We start from the raw sequence: 18,573 nt of genomic DNA on the forward strand, positions 1-18,573 counted from the left end.
GAACTAACCATGTCTGAAGCACGCAAAACTTTCCCCATGAGCACTTTTGTGTCCTACATCAAGGGTGGCGAAAGCAACAACTCCGTACAGGAACTTCTGGGTTACATGACTCAGAAAGACATCGATGCTGAATTCGAACCTTTTGCAGCTGCACTTGCAAAAGCATGGATCTACGAACAGCATCCTGAACTGGCTAAAATGAAAACCGGTCAGGTTACCGGCCTTGGCGACAACGTATCCGTTGGCGCACTTCCCGGCGACGTAATGACTCAGGTTGACGCTATCTTCGGAAAGCTCGCTGAATACCGTTCCACTGTTTCTGAACAGGCTGCTAAAGTTCAGGATCTGGAAACCAAACTTGCTGCTGCTGAAGGCAAACTCGGTGAAACCGAAAAAGCCATGGCTGAGTACAAAGGCAAGTGTGAAGCTTTCGAAGCTGCTGGTAAAGACGAAGGCGACAAAGTCATCGTTACTTCTCAGGAAAAAGTTGAAGAGTACATCGGCAAGGTTGATGAACTCCTCAAGATGATCGAAGACGTTAAAAAGCACGGTGTTGTAACCGTAGCTGCCGGTGCTGTTGCTGAAGGCGCAGCTCCTGCTGCTGGCGACTCCGCTGGTGCTCCCGAAACCGGTGGTGCACCTGCTGAAGATTTCGGCTTCGGTTCCGATCCCTTCGGTGATGACAGCTGGTAGGCCGTTAAAAGCCTTTTAGCTTCATTCAATTGAAGTTCGTATGACCCTGTCCGCATTGCGGACAGGGTCTTTTTTTATTTAAAAGCGCACAGAATAAAATTTTTTTATAAAAATTTTACATAAGTGAGAACTCATTTGTCAGTGTAAAAAATCCGATGTGATGCGATATGGAGAAAAACTCGAACTAAATTCACCATTAGCTGTTTTTAGGAGATGAAAAGTCAGCTAATCCCAAACGCGCGTCAGTTTGGCCTGAAATTAGCCAAATATGGAAAATAGTGCTAAATATATGGACAATTTTGTAGGCAAAAAAAGACTTTTATTAAGCATTATAATCTGTATGATTAAATGTGAATCAGCATATGTGGATACTAATGTTAGAGAAAAGTACTAGAATACAGAATATAGTTATATTTAGATTCTGATGTTTTTTGATCTGGCAATCAACTGTATTGCTGCAAAGTAAGTAGGGGTGCTGATTCTGCAATCAGTATAGTAGTTCAAATTAAAGTAAAGCATTATTGTTGCGAATATTAATTCTTTAGATCGGGTTAGTAAGGAATAAAAATCGCCTTCTGTCTTGATCTTAAGAAGAATAATGTGTATAGGTATGTCCAATATGGCAGAACTTCATTTACACGACGTGAGCGTCCGCTTCGGTGGGCTGCAGGCTTTGGCAGAGGTTAACTTCTCTCTCATGCCGGGGGAGATTGTGGGGCTGATCGGTCCCAACGGCGCTGGCAAAACCACAGTCTTTAACGTGATAACCGGGGTCTATTCAGCCTCCGGCGGCCACGTGGAGTACAATGGCGAGAATCTTACCGGGCTCAAGCCGTATCAGGTGCTTCATAAAGGCATTGCCAGAACCTTTCAGAATATTCGTCTGTTCCAGAACATGACCGCCCTTGAAAATGTAATGGTCGCCCAGCATTCCCGCTCATCCTGCGGGGTCTTCGGTGCTATTTTCCGTACTCCGGCCCAGAAAAGGGAAGAGCAGCGGATCAAGGAAAAGGCCATGGACGAGCTTCGTTTTGCGGAGCTGGATGAATATGCTGACGAGGTTGCGTCCAGTCTTCCATACGGCCATCAGCGCAGGCTTGAAATTGCGAGGGCCTTGGCTTCCGAGCCGACCTCCATTCTTCTTGACGAGCCTGCTGCGGGATTGAACCCGGCGGAGAGTGCCGAGCTTATGGAAACAATCCGTAAAATCTCTGAAAGGGGCATCAATGTGCTGATGGTTGAGCATGACATGAAAGTTGTCATGGGCATCTGCCAGCGGCTGGTGGTTCTGGATCACGGAGTAATGATTGCAAAGGGTAACCCTGAAGAAATTCAGAAAAATCCTGCTGTAATTGAGGCATATCTGGGTAACTAACTATTCACTTTAGGGAGGCTCATTTTATGAAACGTTCTATCATGACAGCTATGCTTGTGGCAGCTATTCTTATGCTGAGCGCAGGCATGGTGTTCGCTAAAACCCTCAAAGTCGGTACCATGGGACCGTTGACCGGACCCTACGCCGCTGACGGCAATGACATCAAAAACGGCGTACTCACCGCAGTGGAAGTTGTTAAAGCGAACGGCGGAATCCCCGGTTTTGATGAAATCGAGGTCCTGCCGCAGGATACCGCATGCGAACCCCGTCAGGCTGTTGCTACCGCAAACAAACTGATCAACGAAGAAGCAAACGCTGTTGTCGGCTCCTACTGCTCCAGCGCAACTTTGCCCGCATCTGAAGTTCTTGATGAAGAATCCATCATCATGATCACCCCGGCCTCCACCAACGAAAAAGTTACCTCCCGCGGTCTGCCCTACATGTTCCGCATGTGCGGTCGTGATGACGATCAGGGGGCTATCGCATTGAAATTTATGCAGGATAAACTTGGTGCCAAGTCCGTATACATCGTTGACGATAAGACCGCATATTCTCAGGGGCTTGCCGACGGCGTTGAAAAGATGTGCAAGGCAGCTGGAATCAAGGTTCTCGGTCACGAGCACGTCAACCAGGGCGATAAAGACTTTTCCGCCATTCTGACCAAAGTCAAGAATACCAACCCTGATGTGTTCTACATGTCCATGCAGAACTCCGCCACCGGCGCGCTGATGCTTATTCAGGCCAAGCGTATGGGAATCAAGGCTGCCCGTCTGGCACAGGACGCAGTTTACCATCCCCAGCTTATTGAAATCGCAAAAGACGCTGCTGAAGATGTTTACCTGACCTTCGGTTACATTGATAACGAAGCTCCCGCATACAAAGAATTCTACGCCAAGTACCAGCCCAAGCACGGTGAGCCCGGCGCATACTCCGGTTATGCTTACGACTCCGCCATGGCCTATTTCAAGGCCCTCAAGGCTGCCGGTTCCACTGATCCTGAAAAGGTCAAAGCGGAACTCATGAAGCTGGACTACGATGGTGCCACCAAGCACATCAAGTTCAAGCCCAACGGAGACTCCGGCTCCAACTATATTATCCGTAAGGTTGATGGCGGCAAGTTCATCAACTACTGGAACCCTGCAACCGGCAAGCTTTACTAGAAGCCTATAAATGTCGGCCCCTGCCCGTAACGGGCGGGGGCCTTTACGAACAGCCCCCGGGAATCCATGGAATATTTTTTTCAACAACTCATCAACGGTATCACCCTCGGCAGTGTCTACGCACTGATCGCGCTGGGTTATACCATGGTGTACGGCATCATCCAGCTTATCAACTTCGCCCACGGGGAGTTTTTTGCTGCTGGCGGCTATGTCGGTGTTATCTTCATGAGCTATCTGCTGTCGCAGGGTGCTCCGGCATGGGTCTGCCTGTCCGGTTCACTTATTCTGGCTATGGCCTACTGCGCTATGCTGGCCATGGCCGTGGAGAAAGTGGCTTATAAGCCCCTGCGTAACTCCTCGAGACTGTCTGTGTTGCTTTCCGCGCTCGGTATGTCCATCTTTCTGCAGAACGGACTCATGCTCACTCAGGGCGTTTATGACCGCGCCTACCCCACAGAACTGACTCAGGGCGGCTTTGAGTTCGGAACAGTAATGCTTTCCTACATGCAGCTGTTCATCGTCAGCCTGACCGCTTTTCTGCTGGTGGCCCTCAATTTTCTGGTTTTCAAGACCCGCATCGGTAAGGCCATGCGTTCCACTGCTCAGGACAAGATTATGTCCGCGCTGGTGGGTATCAATTCCAACCGTATCATCAGCCTGACCTTTGCCATCGGTGCCGGACTGGCTGCTGCGGCGGGTATCATGGTTGGCCTTTATTACGGATCCGTGCGTTACGATATGGGTTTTGTGCCGGGCATCAAGGCTTTTGCCGCCGCTGTACTGGGCGGAATCGGCAATATTACCGGGGCAATGATCGGCGGATTCATCATCGGCATGGTCGAAATTTTTGCCGCAGGTTATATTTCCGGTGAATATAAGGATGTCTTCGCATTCCTGATCCTTATCGGGGTGCTTTATTTCAGACCTTCAGGAATCATGGGAGAGAACGTTGACGATACCAGAGTTTAAAAAGCACTGGACTTCTTTAGGCGTTGGGATGATCTGGCTGTTCGTCCTGCTCTGGCCCCTGCTCGGGATCAAGCCTGAAGGATTGGAAGTGGCAACCACCTTTTCGGTCTGGTGGAAGATTGCAGCGGGCTGCTCTTTTCTTCTTGTCCTAAGACAGCTGAACAGCATTGGTGCTTTTAACTTTTTCACTAAACCGATGGGGGCCGCAGCCGGAGGGGTGCAGAAGGCAGCATCAAGCGTTCCTTTTGCTCTCTGGGCTTTTGCCATACTTGCTTTTGCCTGTGCTTATCCGCATCTTTTCGGTCGCTATGCGCAGGACGTGGCCATCAACTGCATGATTTACATCTGCCTCGGCCTCGGTTTGAATATTGTTGTCGGCCTCGCAGGCATGCTCGATCTCGGCTACATCGCTTTTTACGGTCTGGGCGCATACACCTATGCCTTGCTTTCGGTTTCCTACAAGCTTGCTTTCTGGATCTGCCTGCCCATCAGTGCGGCAGTGGCCGGACTGGGAGCCTGCATCATCGGTTACTGCTCCATGCGTATGCGCGGTGACTATCTGGCTATTGTAACGCTGGGCTTTGCGGAAATCGTGCGTATGGTCTTCAATAACTGGATGAGCCTGACCAACGGTCCCAACGGGATCACCGGGATTAAGGCTCCGGGAATTTACTGGCCTGATTTTGCCAATGGATTCACCCTTGAGCACCTCTGGTTGAAAAAGCTTTCCCTGATCTACTACGTGATTCTCGCCTTGGTGGTCTTCACCATCATCGCGGTCTACCGTTTGAACCATTCCCGTATCGGGCGCGCATGGGAAGCCATTCGTGAGGACGAAACTGCCGCCGAGGTTATGGGAATCCCGACTTTTTATATGAAGCTGCTGGCTTATTGTTCCGGTGCCTGCTTCGGCGGTATGGCCGGTGCTTTCTATGCGGCCCGCATGCGTTTTGTCAGCCCGGAATCATTCACCTTCCTTGAATCGGCAATGGTTCTTTCCATGGTTGTTCTCGGCGGTATGGGCTCAATTCCCGGGGTTATCCTCGGCGCATTGGCCCTTATTGCCCTGCCGGAGATTTTCAGGGATTTTGAACTCTACCGCATGCTGGTTTTCGGTGGCGTAATGACCCTGATGATGCTCTTCAGGCCGCAGGGGCTGCTGCCTCCCAAACGCACTATGAAGGCGGAAAAGGATTAAGCCATGTCAGAACCTATTTTAGAACTTCGTGATATCCATGCAGGATATGGCAGCATCAAGGCCCTTAAAGGAATCAGTATCAAGGTCATGGAAGGGGAGATTGTTTCCATCATCGGTGCCAACGGTGCCGGGAAATCCACAACCCTGATGACCATCTGCAACATCGTTCAGGCCACTGCCGGAGAGATTTATTACAAGGGCGAATGCATCAATAAAGTTGCATCCGACCGTCTGCCCGCCATGGGACTTTGTCAGGTTCCTGAGGGAAGGCGTATTTTTCCCCGGCTGACCATTGAGGAAAACCTCGACATGGGTGCCTTCTTTCGCAGTGATACCGAGATTGCTGACGACATGGAACGGGTCTTTGCCATGTTCCCAATCCTGCGTGAAAGACGCAGACAGGCCGGCGGAACCCTTTCCGGCGGAGAGCAGCAGATGCTGGCCATCGGACGTGCGCTCATGAGTCGTCCCAAGGTGCTCCTTTTGGATGAACCTTCTCTTGGTCTCGCCCCGCTTATCGTTAAGCAGATTTTTGATATTATCAATGAAATTAACAAGCTGGGCACGACGATTATTCTGGTTGAGCAGAATGCAAAAGTCGCTTTGAGCATGGCTCATCGCGGTTATGTTCTGGAAACCGGAAATGTAGTTATGGAAGATGAAGCTTCCAAGCTGCTTAACAACCCGGATATTCAGAAGGCTTATCTCGGCGAATAGCACACATAGGATCAATTGTTGGAAATCCCCTGAAAGTCATGTTTCAGGGGATTTTTTACGTTGTATGGCATGTAACGATTTATCGAAACTGTTTAGACAGCTTTGCATGGATATGTTATAGCTAAGTACCTGTTGTTGCCCGGTGATAATTGAATTGTATGAAGAGCAAGGTAAAGACGTTGTTAAGTATTAAATCCGCCATATTTATAATAATTCAGCTTTTGTTTCTGTTGTCTTCTCCAGTGGATGGGTTGGCGGAAAGGAGAAGCGTTTCCCTCGCAACAGGAGAATGGCCACCGTATGTTTCTGAATACCTGGTTGATAACGGGATGGCGGCTGAACTGGTTGCCGAGGTGTTCAAAGAAGTCGGGATTGAGGTGAGCAATACATTTTATCCTTGGACCAGAGCTTTGCTTTCAGTGGAGAAGGGCGGGTGCGCTGGCAGCTACCCCTGGCGCAAAGAGGTGGACCGGGAAGAATTCGGATTGTTTTCTGATGAATTGTTTTCAACAGAATTTATGTTCTTTTATTATAAAAATAAATTCCAAGACAATGAATCGCTTAACGCCGAGAAAGTTTATCCTTACATAGTAGGAGTGCCTTTGGGCTACGCGCAGCTTGAGGATTTAAAAAAGCGCGGCTATCGTTGCAAAGTGATTACGAATAGTGCCAATGGGATTTTGATGCTTCTCAAAGGGCATATTGATTTTTTGGCTGAAGCCGAAGCTGTCGGAGACTTTTTGATTAGGCAATTGTTGATGGGCCGTGAAGATGAATTTGGTAAAATCAATGCCGGATTGTCCCCAAAACCGATGCGTCTGATTATTTCTAAACATGATCCTGATGCAGAGATGTTGCTGGAGAAGTTTAATAAAGGGCTGAAGAAGATTAAAGCCAGCGGCAAATATTCCATGATAATGGAAAAGCACGAAGCAATGTATTGATTCATTTGTATGCAAAAGTCCTGATCCTGCTGCAATTAAAAGCTTGCCCAAAAGATACACTTTATGATTAAGTTGTTTCCAAAATAAAAGCGGTAATTCCCCGAAAGTTCTGGAGGCAGATTATGGCTAAGAAAGTAGTAATTGATCAGGATGAGTGTATTGGTTGCGAAACCTGTGTGGAGCTTTGTCCGGAAGTCTTTGCCCTTGATTCCGAAGGTGAGAAGGCGGAAGTGATCAAAGAGGATGCTGTTGATCTCGACTGTGTGGAGGAAGCAATTGATTCCTGCCCGGTGGAGTGTATTGTTATTGAATAGATGTGTTTCCAAATATGGACTGTATGTTAAGACGCCTTTACGGGCGTCTTTTTTTTGAGAGTAAGCAAAGAAATTGTTTTTTTGTTACATAGACAAAAAAAGCTTATTGTGGTTAATATGTATTGAGTTTTTGTATATGTCAGCAGTTTCTAAAAAGGGGTGTTTACTGTGAAGATTAGAACAAGAATGATTATGGCTATTGTGCTGCCCATGATAATTTCTGTTGCAGTGGTGATGTTTACCGTTTCAGTGCAGTTCGACAGTACTGCCGAAGAGTCATACCGTAAAACGGCCAGTCAAGAACTCAAGCTCATCAACAGTTACATAACTGAAATTTTGAATAAGGCTGAAAATGTCAGCAGATTCGTGGCCGGACTGGATGAAACAAAGACGGCCATGGGTAAATGGACAAAATATTTTGAGCTGGACAGAACCACAAAGCCTGCCGAGCTGGCAACTGATCAAAGTGAAATTATGGTTAACCGTCTTGCCAATGATTTAATGAAAGCTAATCCGGCTTTTGCCTACGTCTATATGGGTTTTGAAGACGGCGGATATACGCAGGACGGAACAGAGGCTATGACAAATGATTATGATCCGCGCAAACGTCCCTGGTATAAAGAGGGGAAAAATTCACCTACCGAATCCACTCTCCTTTCCGCATATATAACCACTCAGGGAATTCCCAATATCGGATACGTAACAAAGATTAAGGACAGTCGCGGGAGCTTTATCGGGGTTTCCGCTGTTGATATCTCTCTTGGTGGTCTGACCAAAATCATCAACAATCTTAAGATCGGCGAAACCGGTTTTGTTGTTCTGGTACAGGGAGACGGAACAATTCTGGCTGACCCCAAAACTCCGAAGAATAATTTTAAGAAAATTGATGAAATTGATAATCCGGCCTTGAAAGTTGCTTACAATTCCAAGGAGGATTGGCTGGGCGATCTTGAGTTTCAGGGAATGAAATTTTCGGCAGAAGTCTATCGTTCCAAAGAGACCGGCTGGACCATGATCGCTTTTATTCCCCATGCCGAAATTTATGCTGCATCCAAGGAAGCCAACCTGACTATGTTGCTTATTGCCGTAGTTGCAGCTCTGGTTTTCGGGGCCCTTGGTGCGGTGCTGGTTAACAGCAGGCTGGTACGGCCTATACACGCCATGGGCGAGTTCGCCAGACAAATTGCCGCAGGTAACTACAAAGCAGAGCCGGAAGATGTTTCATACCGGGCCGAATTGAAGGAGCTTTTGAATAACCTGCAAGCCATGACCGGAGAGCTGGTGAAGACAATTTCCCTTGCTGACGAAAAGACCCGCGAGGCGGAAGACAAGACTGTGCAGGCCGAAAGGGCTCTTGCAGAGGCCGAAGAAGCTACCCGCCGGGCCGAGAGCGCCAAGCGCGAGGGTATGATGCAGGCCGCCGGGCAGCTGGAGGAGATCGTGGAACGTATTTCATCCTCATCCACCCAGCTTTCCGCCAATATTGAGGAATCAAGGAGCGGTTCGGGAATGCAGCGCGAACGGGCAGCTGAAAATGCTACAGCCATGGAAGAGATGAATGCCACCGTTCTTGAAGTGGCAGCCAATGCTTCCAGAAGTTCGGAAGAAGCCGAGCGGGCCAAGAGTGAAGCCGGGCGTGGTTCGGAGATTGTGGATAAGGTTGTGACCGCTGTGGGTAACCTTAAAAACGAATCTGAAAAGCTGGGTAATGAAATGGGCCAGTTGGGCGAAAAGGCTGAATCCATCAGCAGTGTCATGAGCGTGATCACCGATATCGCGGACCAGACCAACCTGCTGGCTTTGAATGCGGCCATTGAAGCGGCTAGGGCCGGGGAAGCAGGACGCGGATTCGCAGTTGTTGCCGATGAAGTCCGCAAGCTTGCCGAGAAGACCGTGAGTGCTACTTCCGAAGTTGGCGGTGCTATCGGCTCTATTCAGCAGTCATCACGGAATTCTATCAATACCATGGCCGAGACTGCGGAAATGGTTGATTCCACCACCGTTCTGGTTAATGAGGCCGGGGAAGCACTGACCTCCATCCTTGATATCATTGAACTGGTAGCGGAGCAGGTTCGTTCTATCGCTACAGCTGCGGAAGAGCAGAGTGCCGCTTCCGAAGAGATCAATATGTCCACCTCGGAAATCAACCGTATTGCGGATGAAAACTTTAACGCCATGGAACAGTCGGCAGATGCCATGGCCAATCTTGCCGAGCTTTCCAATATGCTCAACAACCTGATTGATGATTTAAAGAACTCGTAAGAGCAGGAAAATATTAATTCAGCAGGCCGGGATGAAGATTAATTCATCCCGGCCTTTTTGTGACCGACGGATTACAGACAGTTGACCTTTTCCCTTCCGGCTGGCAAGTGGAGCAGTTACACGTATTCTTCCTGAATTATGGACGAACCCGCAAAGGGTATTTATTTTGCTAGTCCCGATAACAGGATGGAATTGCGTTCAGCACAGCAATCCTGCAGGTTTCCGCCATTATGTCGGGCTTGCCAAGACGCGGATTAGTGCATAAATATGAAGTACGAAAAATGAATAAAAACCCGTCGCAAACAGACGGGAAGGTGAATAGAATATATGAAAACTTCTATGGGTCTGATGTCTTTTCGGGCATTATTTCGTGCAGTTGCCCTGGTCATGGTCGCCATGGTTCCTATGCTTTTCATGGCAGCGGATGCGGAGTGTTCTTTTGGCGAAAAGAAGAAAGATAAAAAAGTATCCCTTCCGAAAGATGTTGATGCCGGACTGAATTACCTTTTTACTTTTCTGGCCGGGAAGGATTCCAGCTTTGACGGTTCAAAGATCAAGGCTCTTATCAAGTATGTAGATGATACTCCGGAAACGGATAAGATCATTAAGCTGCCCAAGCGGGATTCCTCCAATGGCGCAGCCATGCGTTTGCAGGTAAATGCCGGGCTGAAGCGTATTCTTGAATATACCTACAACCCTGAAATTCCCAACTATGCCCTTTATCCTTCGGTAATCCGGGTCAGCGGCTGGCATGCGGACAGCCAGTTTGCCATTGAAAAGGCTCAGCCGTGGAAATATCTTGATGATTGCGATACCCCCAGGGTCTGGCGGGGCAAGGAATTTGAAGTCAACACTCCCGACTCTTTCGGTGGAGGGTACTACCGTTACGATCTCAATCGTCTGCTGGTGCTGCTCAAATATGAAGGTCGCGATGTATTCCTTTCCGTGTCCAAGCAGATGGATAAGTCCAGCGTGGGTATGAAGGGACTGGTGGTGGATGATAATCAGTGGAACTATTTTTACAGCGGCATCCCCGGACTGACTTCCGGCGGCATGGGCTGGATGGATACCTTCATGTACGATTCAATGGCCGTGAACCTGTTCATTCAGGATAAGAATAATCCCGCTGAGACCGTGAGTTATCTTTTCAAGTGGCTTAGTGCCGGATGGGCCGGGCTGAACGTGGTTCGCCCCAAGCATATTTTTGAAGGCAGCCAGCGTTTCGGACGCGCCTTTTCCGACCTGATGGAATCCAACGGACTGCCCACTCCTAAGGCTTTTGCTGAAAAGGTCCGTGAAATCGAAGCCATGTCCGATCAGGACATTGATCATTATATTTCCGAGTACTCAAAGCAGATCGAGCACATTGCCGCCGAGCATCCGGTCCTGTCCGACAAATTCCCGGAAGTGTACGAGAACGGCAGGTATGCCGACAAGTTCACCCGCGAGGAGCGCATCGGCGTTCTGGTCAAGGAATATGTCAAGCAGGCCATGGGCAAGCAGTGCCTGATCTATGAGAAGGTCGTATCCAACTAGCAGCGAGGTATCCATGCTCTATTCTGAAAGCGAAGCCAAATTTAAATACTGTCCCTACCTTATGACCAGTGATGACAAGATGAAGTTTTGTCAGGGAACCATGTGTATGATGTGGCGTTACGCAGATGAAGATAAAGGTTATTGCGGGCTGGCCGGAAAGCCCGAAGAAAAGAAATAGTCCTCCACGATGATCAATTCATAATATGGCCAAGCCTTTTGTATTCAAGCTTGAAAAGGTTCTGGAGTTCAGGGAACAGGCGGAAGAGCAGGCCAAGCTTGCTCTTGCGGAAGCCCTGCGCCTGCATCAGGAGGCCAAGAAAAAACTCTGGGCTGTTGAAGAATTGGTCGTCGCCCACCGCAAGACCAGATCCGAAAACCGTACTGCAGACGAAGTCTGGCTTTGGCAGCAGTATGATATGGCCCTGCAGGAGGATCTTGTTGCTGCTCAGAACCGCCTCAAACAGTTGGCCCTTAATTTGCAAAAGTGTCGTGCAGAAGCTGTGAAAAAGTCAAAAGATCGTAAACTGCTCGAAAAGCTAAAAGAGAATCAGGCGAAGAAATATCATGAAGAAGAAAGTCTCAAAGAACAAAAAGAGTACGACGAAATGGCAACAATTCGCTTCAAACCTGAAAATTTCTAAAATACTCTTTTGCCTGATTTTTCTGGCACTTTTTAAACTTTCCCTCATCGGGTCCATCGGTTTCGATCTGACTGGTCATCATGATGAAGTTAAAGAGGTTGTGGAAGCGGTGGTGGAAAGCGGCAATGTTGTACGCAACGCCGTCACTCCCCCTGAAGCAGTCGCTGCTGAAGCCCAGGCCAAAGATAAAGCCAAAGAAGCTCCCAAAAAAGCTGCCAAGCCTTCCAATATGCCCGAAGCGGACTGGAAAGCCCTTAAGGCCAAGGAAGATGAACTGGCCCGCAAGGAACGCTCACTGCGCACACTTGAGCAGAGTCTGGACAAGAAGCTGGCCGAATTGAATGATCTTGAAAAGCGTCTCAAGAAGATGATCGCCGATGCCGATGTGCTCAAGGACAAGAAAATCAAGCATCTCGTAGGCGTCTACACTGCCATGAAGGCCAAGCAGGCCGCACAGGTTATCGAATCCCTAGATACAGATCTCGCTGTCAAGATTTTGTCAGGCATGCGCGGGCGCAGTGCCGGAGCCATCCTCGGGTTCGTGACTCCCAAGAAAGCTGCCAAACTTTCCGAAGAACTGACCAAGCTCCAGACTCCTCTGGAAGAATAAGCGAAGACGTTTTAGTTGTGTTTCGCAGATTATTTTCAGTGACGGTCTTCGAATTAAAAAAACAGCGAAGCTTATTAAAACGTTTTGGGATTCTTAAACCCTTTTGGAAAAGGGTTTAAGCCGCCGGAGGCGAACTCTTTTTATCAAAAGCGCATAGCGCATCAAATAATTCTTAAAATGCAACGAATTAAGTTGACTCTAGCCTACGACGGCACCAATTTTTGCGGCTGGCAGTTGCAGCCCAGGCTGCGCACTGTGCAGGGCGTGCTGGAAAAGGCCATTGCGCGGGTTACCAAAACCCCGGTGCGGGTTCATGGTTCCGGGCGTACTGACAGCGGCGTGCATGCCTTGGGGCAGGTAGCCCATTTTGATGTGGATGAAAGCTTTGTTGCTGTGAAATGGCAGCGGGCACTAAATTCCCTGCTTCCTGACGATGTGACTGTGCTGGAAGCAATTTCCGTTTCTCCCGATTTTCATTGCCGCTACAGTGCGATCCGCAAAACTTATACTTATACCTTGTGGCTGGAGAACAGCTTTTTCCTTCCATGGCGCAGGCATTATGTCTGGAAATGCGGCCCTCTTGATCTTGTCGCTCTTGATCAGGGTATGGAGTATTTTCTGGGCGAGCACGATTTTTCTTCCTTCCAGAATACCGGCACTTTGATCAAAACCACCGTACGTACAATCCATGAGTTCAAACGTTACCCCGGCCAGACCGAGCAGGAAATGGTTCTGGAAGTCTGCGGTTCAGGCTTCCTGAAGCAGATGGTCCGCAACATGGTCGGCTGTCTGGTACGCATCGGGCGGGGTAAAGCCCAGCCCGAAACTGTCCGATCATTATTACAGATGAAGGACAGAACTCTGGCTCCGGCCACAGCTCCTGCACAGGGGTTGTGTATGGCCGGTGTTTACTATGGAGAAACGGGTTGTGGCGGAACTGACACTGGACGGAAGCAAGCTCAGGATAGCGGAATCAACACAGAAGTCTGATTCCCTGAAGCAGGTCTTTCCCGGTTCATACTGGGAGGACAGGTTCAGTCGTGCCGCACTGAAAAACAAGTACGAGCTCACCGCACCCTCCGCGGCCATGGAGGTGCAGTCCAGGGTCAAATCCTTAAGCGAAACCCTTTCTTCTTTCCGCTGGCCCGGTCAGGGCTTTGGTTTGAGCAGCTCCCGGCTGGTGGTCAATGATCCCCTGCTGGATAAGAATATCAGCTCATCCCTGACCCACAAAGATGATTATCAGCGTTACTACCGTTATTATTCACGCGGCTTCAGCGGGGAAGCGGCAACCTCCCTTGATGCCGGAACTTATAAATTTGACATGACCCTCGGCTCATCCACTAAAAATTTAGAGGTGGATATTACCGGGGGGATGACCAATGATCAGTTACTGGAAGCAGTGCGCGATGCAGTCAATGAAAGCACTCTTCCGGTACAGGCTCGCATCTTCAAGCAGAATGCTGTGGGGTCCAATCCTGATGATCTGATGGGCACCGGATCGGCCCTGGCTTTTTCCGTGAACACCGCCTACGTGGTCACTGAAGAGAACCGGGGCGACAGCACGCAGGATCTGGCTGCCGCCAACAAGCTTTCCTTCAGTGACACCAGCGGACATCTTATCTCCAATCTGGAACTTTATGCCACGCAGAAGCCCATCGGTCCGGCAGAGGAGGGGCTTTATCAACTCTCCAATGCTTCTGCCGGAGGTCCGTCACAATTTCTGACCAAAGCTTTTGACGCCAACGCAACGACCACCATTGCCGCGGGGGATTATTCTATAGGCTATTCCATCGGTACCGAGTCCGGGACCATCGATTTTTATGTGGAGGACGGCGATGATTGGGATACAGTGCTGACACGTATCGCCAATTCAGCTGCTTCCACATCAGATAAAATAGGTGCCGAGAAAGTTGATGGTAAGCTTGTCTCTCCGGTTTATACAGGTGACGATTATTATCTTATTGACGGCAAGGCGGTAAATATTACGGCGGTCAATCCCAAGATCGGGGAAAGGCTGGTGCTGGACCCGGATTCCGGGCTGGAAGTGCTGGGTTTAAATGCCACTGCCCATCCCGGCTCAGATTCACAGATGACCATCGACGGTTATAGTGAAGTCCGTGTTGCCGGCGGTGAATTCGCTCTTGACCGGGGCAGGGTCACAGTTGAAGTGGATGGAAGCTTCGGGGACAGCCTGCCCCTGCGGGTGGTGGACGCAGTAACCGAGATGGAAAAGAATGTCGGGCTGGTTACTGACAGCTATAACGACCTGCGCAAAGCAATCCTGCCTGCGGAGGATCTTTTCCGTGAAGGTTTTGCCGACCTCTGGCGCGATCCGGTTATTGACAATGAAGTTGATCTGGAATGGATGGGCCTAAAGGAAGCTGAAAAAGACAAGCTGCTCTGGTTTGATTCCGATGCCTTCTACGATGCCCTGCTGGCTGATCCGGATAAGGTCCGCGAACTGCTGGAAGATGAGGAGGACGGCCTTTTCTCCCGCTGGCAGGAGGTCAGCGACAGGGTCATAGAGAACAAAGTCAGCTCCTACCTGATTCCGGAAACATCTTTGCCCGGACCGTGGCTGCCCGAACCTTCACCGCGAACCGAGCTGGAACTGGAAGTAAAAAAAGAACTGGTGGATACCTTTGAGGACAGTTTTGATTTCGATTTTGATGACCCGACAGATGATACCGGACGACTTGTTTCCACCAAGGGCTGATTAAAATTTAGCCGCAACAATGGTCCGTTCGTCAGCATCAAAGCGGAATTTCATGCGTGGGGTGGGCTTGCTGATCTGCACGGTTTTGCCGCCGATCTTGATTTCAACACCGGGATGAATTTTACGGTGTACACGGATGGAGAGCTGTTCCAAGGACTTGTAGTAATCGTGCAGTTCTTTGGACAGCTGCTTGCGGATTTCTTTCAGCTTTAGCTTGATGCGTCCACGGAGCACAAGAATCTGCTTCATCTGTTCCTGCTTGGCTGCAGGAGTGGATTTAAGAATGGTTTCATCGTCCCCCTGACCTATGGCTGAATTAATCTTCATCAGCCGCGCCCGCAGGGCGTCCCTTTCTTTGATCAGCTCTTTGTTGATTTTCTGTTTGGCTGAAATTCCGACAACTGTCTTTACTCCGATTTCCGAGCCGATTTCATTGGCTTCGATGCTGACTTCCGAGCTGACAATCCCGCCTTGGATAATTCCCTTGCCGCCTAAAGCACTGACCGGTCCTTTGCAGCGAATCATGCAATTGCTCATCTCATGCTTGATGATGATTTCATCGCCGCACTCAATGCGGGCATTGGATGCGAACTGAGCGGTAATAGTTCCTTTTGCCTTGGCAAGTCCTTTGCCGGACATAACCAGTCCGCCCTTGATTTCAATATCTCCCCCGGCAGTGACATTGGCTCCTTCTATGGAGTCCTTGACCACAACGTGGGCCGGGACTTCCACTGTGAATCCTTCCCTGATGGAACCGTTGACATGTACCGAGCCTTTTTCCAGCTTGATATTCCCGGTGGAGTAATCCACGTCACCCTTTGTTTCCAGCACATCTTTGACCGCCAGAGTGTTGTCCTGAAAGTGAACAATTCCGGTGGCCGTGGCTTTGTAGGTGATGCCATCCGGCATAGGGGCAACATGGGCTCCGGTTTTTATTTCAAGGGGATTGCCGCCGGGCGGCGGGGTCAGCCTGCCGTAAACATCCTCGCCGGCTTTGCCTTCCACGGGCGGATGGATTTTGCCGATGATATCTCCGGGACTGACCATGGGATGGACCCCGCGATCCTTGAAATCAACCCGGTCATCTTCCCCGGTGGTGCCGATGGAGCAGGAAGTTGCTTCTTCGCGGTCATATTCAAAATATCCGTCCCTGCCGGGAACCGGTTCTGTTCCGGTTGCGATGACTGCTTCCTGAGCCACACCAGTTTCGCGGGCTTTTTTTATAGCGGTCTGCCCGGCCACGTGTTGCAGCGGGCGGGAAATTTCCATTGCTTCAAGGGCCGGTTCAAGGGCACCGAGATCGTACCTGACTCCAAAGCAGTCGTGGGCATAGAGTCTGGCCGAAACTTTCATCATGTCGGCCGAGACCTTGATCAACGGCTCTACCATGACCTGCTGGTCTTGTATTTTGACCAGGCCGTAAATATCGGCAACAAGTTTTCTGCTTTCTGCATCAAGGGTGCAGTTGCGGTTATCTGCATCTGCAAGGGCAAGCGGCTTGGGGGTATGGGTCTCTTCGGCAGGAATTTCGTCGCCATCCAGATTTCTGCCGCATGATGCAGGGATCGCCTCACTAAGGGTGCCGAATTCCATGTCCGGCATTACCGGAAAATTCAGGTCCGCGTCAGTGATGATCTGTCCGTCTATGGCATTCTGGGGATATATGGCCCGCACAAGGGCTACATTGATGATGCTTTTGCCTTCCCCGGCCCTTTTCAGAGCGAACATGGCTCCGTCGTGGTCCAGTTCGCCGTTTATGCCGGAACGTTCCAGTTCGGATTTCATAAATTCAAGGGAAAGAGGAGTTCCTTCCCCTTCCGCAGGGGTGTAGGAAGAAACAAAGGCAGCCATTTTATCCGGGGTGAGCTGGAATTCCAGCACGGCATCACGGTTTTCAACAGCAGTATTGTTCTGCTTGTTGCGAAGGTCTGCTCCCCGTGCAGATGTCGCTTGCTCAGTCATGGATCACATTACCCGTGTATGCAGCAATTGCCGTTAAGCCGGAATTGGAAAATATTTATTTATTAATTTACCCTATATTAGATTCAGTCAATGTTCAAATACTACTGATATAAGCTTTTTCGACAGTTTTTTATTTTGCTTTATGCATTACCCAGACCAGTTCTTCGAGCATGGAGAGGAGTTTTGCGTAAATTCCACCTGCTCCGGGAGGAGGACCGAAAAGTCCGTTGCGTTGCTCCTGCAATGCCTTGGGGAATATAGTATCAGGCTCAAGGGTGCGCATGGTCATGGCGAAACGTTCTGCGAGAAGATATCCGGTAACCCCTTCTTCAAAGACGTCCATGTATTTCATAAATTCATCTTTGCAGCTGTTCCATAATTCAATGGAAGCATCATTGGGATTGTGGGTGGTTACTTTGCAAATAAGTGCATAGAGGCTGTTTAATGCCGCGCCGGGAATACCGCGCCTCCAGCCAAGCAGCCACGGGTTGCGCCAGAAGAGCAGAAAATGTCCCTGTCCGGTGGCGATGATCTTTTCAAGGGATTTGCGTACTGAGACAAGGTCCGGGTCTTCCCATTCAATGGGGGTGTCGGCCAGTTCCCATGCCGGAAGAGTTGGCCGTTCCTGCGTTTCCTGTCCCTGCATGCAGTCGAGAATATGTGAAAGCCAGATATTGGCCTGCGGAGATGCGGGAGTTTCAAGGTGTGGGTAGCTGAGGATGAAATTTCCTTTCCCGGTCTGTCCGGAAATCACAGCCGGACGGTCATGCAGAAATTCCGGCAGAAGGGATATTCCGTACATGTTCCGCCAGTCATTAAGGGTGCCTTCGGGAAGTGAATTGATGCACAGGTCGGCCACCCAGAAGTCGTTGCCCGGTTCGCGGTAACGGCCCAGTGCAGTTGTAGAGTCTCGCTCATTGGGAGAAAATTGTCCCGGCCACCAGACCGGAATAAGTGCGCTTTCACCAAGACAGTCCGGTACCAGCGGATTGGACTGGTCCAACTGAACGTTGATGTGTCCGCTTAAAAAATGATGCAGCCTGTTTTCAAAACCCTTGCGCTGCCAGCAGCTTAAGCCCAATCCTCCGGCATCGGACAATCCCAGTCCGGCTCCGCCGCAAAAACCGAGGTAGTTACCGCCCTCGCCTACATATTTCTGGACTTCGAGGATTCCCGGTCCGCCGAGGCGCATGGCCTTGCCTTTGGCCCAGCCGCCGGGAACGATAAGTGCCGCCGGAGGCTTGCCTGAAAGCAGTCCTTGCGCTATTTGATGCCCACGCACCAGTTCGTGGTCGATGTTCCATGCTTCAAGGGCTCTTTTTACCAGCAGTCCCCAGATGTGGGAGTCGTCCCATAATATATAGATACTTGACATGTTCGTGTCTCTTTATAAGTGTGTGTAGCGCAAGTTGACGAGGCGGGTGCTTCTGTCTGTGACCCCTGACCCGTAAATACACGGAAAATCAGGGCAGG

At 49.8% G+C, this 18,573-nt stretch carries 17 protein-coding genes; 15 read left to right on the forward strand and 2 right to left on the reverse strand.

The features are described 5' to 3' along the window. Positions 1–9 precede the first annotated feature (9 nt). The 15 genes from FMR86_RS04390 (at position 10) to FMR86_RS04455 (ending at position 15,138) form a co-directional block, all read left to right on the forward strand. A complete protein-coding gene (locus tag FMR86_RS04390) occupies positions 10–693 on the forward strand; it encodes a hypothetical protein (protein WP_163349870.1) in 684 nt (227 codons plus the stop codon). 619 nt (positions 694–1,312) lie between these two features. Continuing rightward, on the forward strand, positions 1,313–2,068 hold the full coding sequence (locus FMR86_RS04395) for an ABC transporter ATP-binding protein (RefSeq protein WP_163350051.1): 756 nt from the start codon (positions 1,313–1,315) through the stop codon (positions 2,066–2,068). A 26-nt stretch (positions 2,069–2,094) separates the two neighbouring features. Beyond that, positions 2,095–3,228 carry a branched-chain amino acid ABC transporter substrate-binding protein gene (locus FMR86_RS04400; RefSeq protein ID WP_163349871.1) on the forward strand — a complete coding sequence of 378 codons (1,134 nt, stop codon included), beginning with the start codon at positions 2,095–2,097 and terminating at the stop codon, positions 3,226–3,228. Between the two features lie 66 nt (positions 3,229–3,294). After that, a complete protein-coding gene (locus tag FMR86_RS04405) occupies positions 3,295–4,197 on the forward strand; it encodes a branched-chain amino acid ABC transporter permease (RefSeq protein WP_163349872.1) in 903 nt (300 codons plus the stop codon). A gap of 28 nt (positions 4,198–4,225) precedes the next feature. Continuing rightward, positions 4,226–5,395, forward strand: coding sequence for a branched-chain amino acid ABC transporter permease (locus FMR86_RS04410; RefSeq protein WP_163349873.1), 1,170 nt, complete (start codon positions 4,226–4,228; stop codon positions 5,393–5,395). Between the two features lie 3 nt (positions 5,396–5,398). Next, positions 5,399–6,112: an ABC transporter ATP-binding protein gene (locus FMR86_RS04415; protein WP_163349874.1), complete on the forward strand. Its 714-nt coding sequence runs from the start codon at positions 5,399–5,401 to the stop codon at positions 6,110–6,112. A gap of 158 nt (positions 6,113–6,270) precedes the next feature. Further along, a complete protein-coding gene (locus FMR86_RS04420) occupies positions 6,271–7,056 on the forward strand; it encodes an ABC transporter substrate-binding protein (RefSeq protein WP_163349875.1) in 786 nt (261 codons plus the stop codon). Between the two features lie 122 nt (positions 7,057–7,178). Then, entirely contained in the window at positions 7,179–7,370 is a 192-nt protein-coding gene (locus tag FMR86_RS04425; RefSeq protein ID WP_163349876.1) for a ferredoxin, read from the forward strand. A 168-nt stretch (positions 7,371–7,538) separates the two neighbouring features. Further along, positions 7,539–9,632, forward strand: coding sequence for a methyl-accepting chemotaxis protein (locus tag FMR86_RS04430; protein WP_163349877.1), 2,094 nt, complete (start codon positions 7,539–7,541; stop codon positions 9,630–9,632). A gap of 327 nt (positions 9,633–9,959) precedes the next feature. Continuing rightward, on the forward strand, positions 9,960–11,168 hold the full coding sequence (locus FMR86_RS04435; protein WP_163349878.1) for a hypothetical protein: 1,209 nt from the start codon (positions 9,960–9,962) through the stop codon (positions 11,166–11,168). A 13-nt stretch (positions 11,169–11,181) separates the two neighbouring features. Further along, positions 11,182–11,346, forward strand: a complete 165-nt coding sequence (locus FMR86_RS20370; RefSeq protein WP_203544778.1) for a hypothetical protein — start codon at positions 11,182–11,184, stop codon at positions 11,344–11,346. 25 nt (positions 11,347–11,371) lie between these two features. Further along, on the forward strand, positions 11,372–11,809 hold the full coding sequence (gene fliJ, locus FMR86_RS04440) for a flagellar export protein FliJ (RefSeq protein ID WP_163349879.1): 438 nt from the start codon (positions 11,372–11,374) through the stop codon (positions 11,807–11,809). After that, positions 11,733–12,419, forward strand: coding sequence for a MotE family protein (locus FMR86_RS04445; RefSeq protein ID WP_239057136.1), 687 nt, complete (start codon positions 11,733–11,735; stop codon positions 12,417–12,419). Before fliJ ends, FMR86_RS04445 begins: the two co-directional genes overlap by 77 nt. Before the next feature lie 177 nt (positions 12,420–12,596). Next, complete coding sequence (gene truA / locus FMR86_RS04450) at positions 12,597–13,409, forward strand: tRNA pseudouridine(38-40) synthase TruA (RefSeq protein ID WP_163349880.1); 813 nt, start codon at positions 12,597–12,599, stop codon at positions 13,407–13,409. Next, the gene (locus FMR86_RS04455; RefSeq protein ID WP_163349881.1) at positions 13,333–15,138 is read left to right on the forward strand and encodes a hypothetical protein; all 1,806 of its coding nucleotides are present in this window, start codon (positions 13,333–13,335) and stop codon (positions 15,136–15,138) included. Before truA ends, FMR86_RS04455 begins: the two co-directional genes overlap by 77 nt. On the opposite strand, the gene FMR86_RS04460 is transcribed toward FMR86_RS04455, so the two are convergent. Next, a complete protein-coding gene (locus FMR86_RS04460) occupies positions 15,139–17,100 on the reverse strand; it encodes a DUF342 domain-containing protein (protein ID WP_163349882.1) in 1,962 nt (653 codons plus the stop codon). It lies immediately after the preceding gene. A gap of 130 nt (positions 17,101–17,230) precedes the next feature. After that, positions 17,231–18,475, reverse strand: coding sequence for a BPL-N domain-containing protein (locus tag FMR86_RS04465; protein WP_163349883.1), 1,245 nt, complete (start codon positions 18,473–18,475; stop codon positions 17,231–17,233). Positions 18,476–18,573 lie beyond the last annotated feature (98 nt).

The organism is Desulfovibrio sp. JC010 (assembly GCF_010470675.1).
Classification (GTDB): domain Bacteria; phylum Desulfobacterota; class Desulfovibrionia; order Desulfovibrionales; family Desulfovibrionaceae; genus Maridesulfovibrio.

Excerpts from the sequence above, each read along its gene's own strand:
- FMR86_RS04420 (WP_163349875.1), top strand. The coding sequence starts at position 6,271 with ATGAAGAGCAAGGTAAAGACGTTGTTAAGTATTAAATCCGCCATATTT.
- FMR86_RS04435 (WP_163349878.1), top strand. The coding sequence starts at position 9,960 with ATGAAAACTTCTATGGGTCTGATGTCTTTTCGGGCATTATTTCGTGCA.
- FMR86_RS04390 (WP_163349870.1), top strand. The coding sequence starts at position 10 with ATGTCTGAAGCACGCAAAACTTTCCCCATGAGCACTTTTGTGTCCTAC.
- truA (WP_163349880.1), top strand. The coding sequence starts at position 12,597 with ATGCAACGAATTAAGTTGACTCTAGCCTACGACGGCACCAATTTTTGC.
- FMR86_RS04395 (WP_163350051.1), top strand. The coding sequence starts at position 1,313 with ATGGCAGAACTTCATTTACACGACGTGAGCGTCCGCTTCGGTGGGCTG.
- FMR86_RS04415 (WP_163349874.1), top strand. The coding sequence starts at position 5,399 with ATGTCAGAACCTATTTTAGAACTTCGTGATATCCATGCAGGATATGGC.
- FMR86_RS04425 (WP_163349876.1), top strand. The coding sequence starts at position 7,179 with ATGGCTAAGAAAGTAGTAATTGATCAGGATGAGTGTATTGGTTGCGAA.
- fliJ (WP_163349879.1), top strand. The coding sequence starts at position 11,372 with ATGGCCAAGCCTTTTGTATTCAAGCTTGAAAAGGTTCTGGAGTTCAGG.
- FMR86_RS04460 (WP_163349882.1), bottom strand. The coding sequence starts at position 17,100 with ATGACTGAGCAAGCGACATCTGCACGGGGAGCAGACCTTCGCAACAAG.
- FMR86_RS04465 (WP_163349883.1), bottom strand. The coding sequence starts at position 18,475 with ATGTCAAGTATCTATATATTATGGGACGACTCCCACATCTGGGGACTG.
- FMR86_RS04405 (WP_163349872.1), top strand. The coding sequence starts at position 3,295 with ATGGAATATTTTTTTCAACAACTCATCAACGGTATCACCCTCGGCAGT.
- FMR86_RS04445 (WP_239057136.1), top strand. The coding sequence starts at position 11,733 with ATGAAGAAGAAAGTCTCAAAGAACAAAAAGAGTACGACGAAATGGCAA.
- FMR86_RS20370 (WP_203544778.1), top strand. The coding sequence starts at position 11,182 with ATGCTCTATTCTGAAAGCGAAGCCAAATTTAAATACTGTCCCTACCTT.
- FMR86_RS04410 (WP_163349873.1), top strand. The coding sequence starts at position 4,226 with ATGATCTGGCTGTTCGTCCTGCTCTGGCCCCTGCTCGGGATCAAGCCT.
- FMR86_RS04455 (WP_163349881.1), top strand. The coding sequence starts at position 13,333 with ATGGAGAAACGGGTTGTGGCGGAACTGACACTGGACGGAAGCAAGCTC.
- FMR86_RS04400 (WP_163349871.1), top strand. The coding sequence starts at position 2,095 with ATGAAACGTTCTATCATGACAGCTATGCTTGTGGCAGCTATTCTTATG.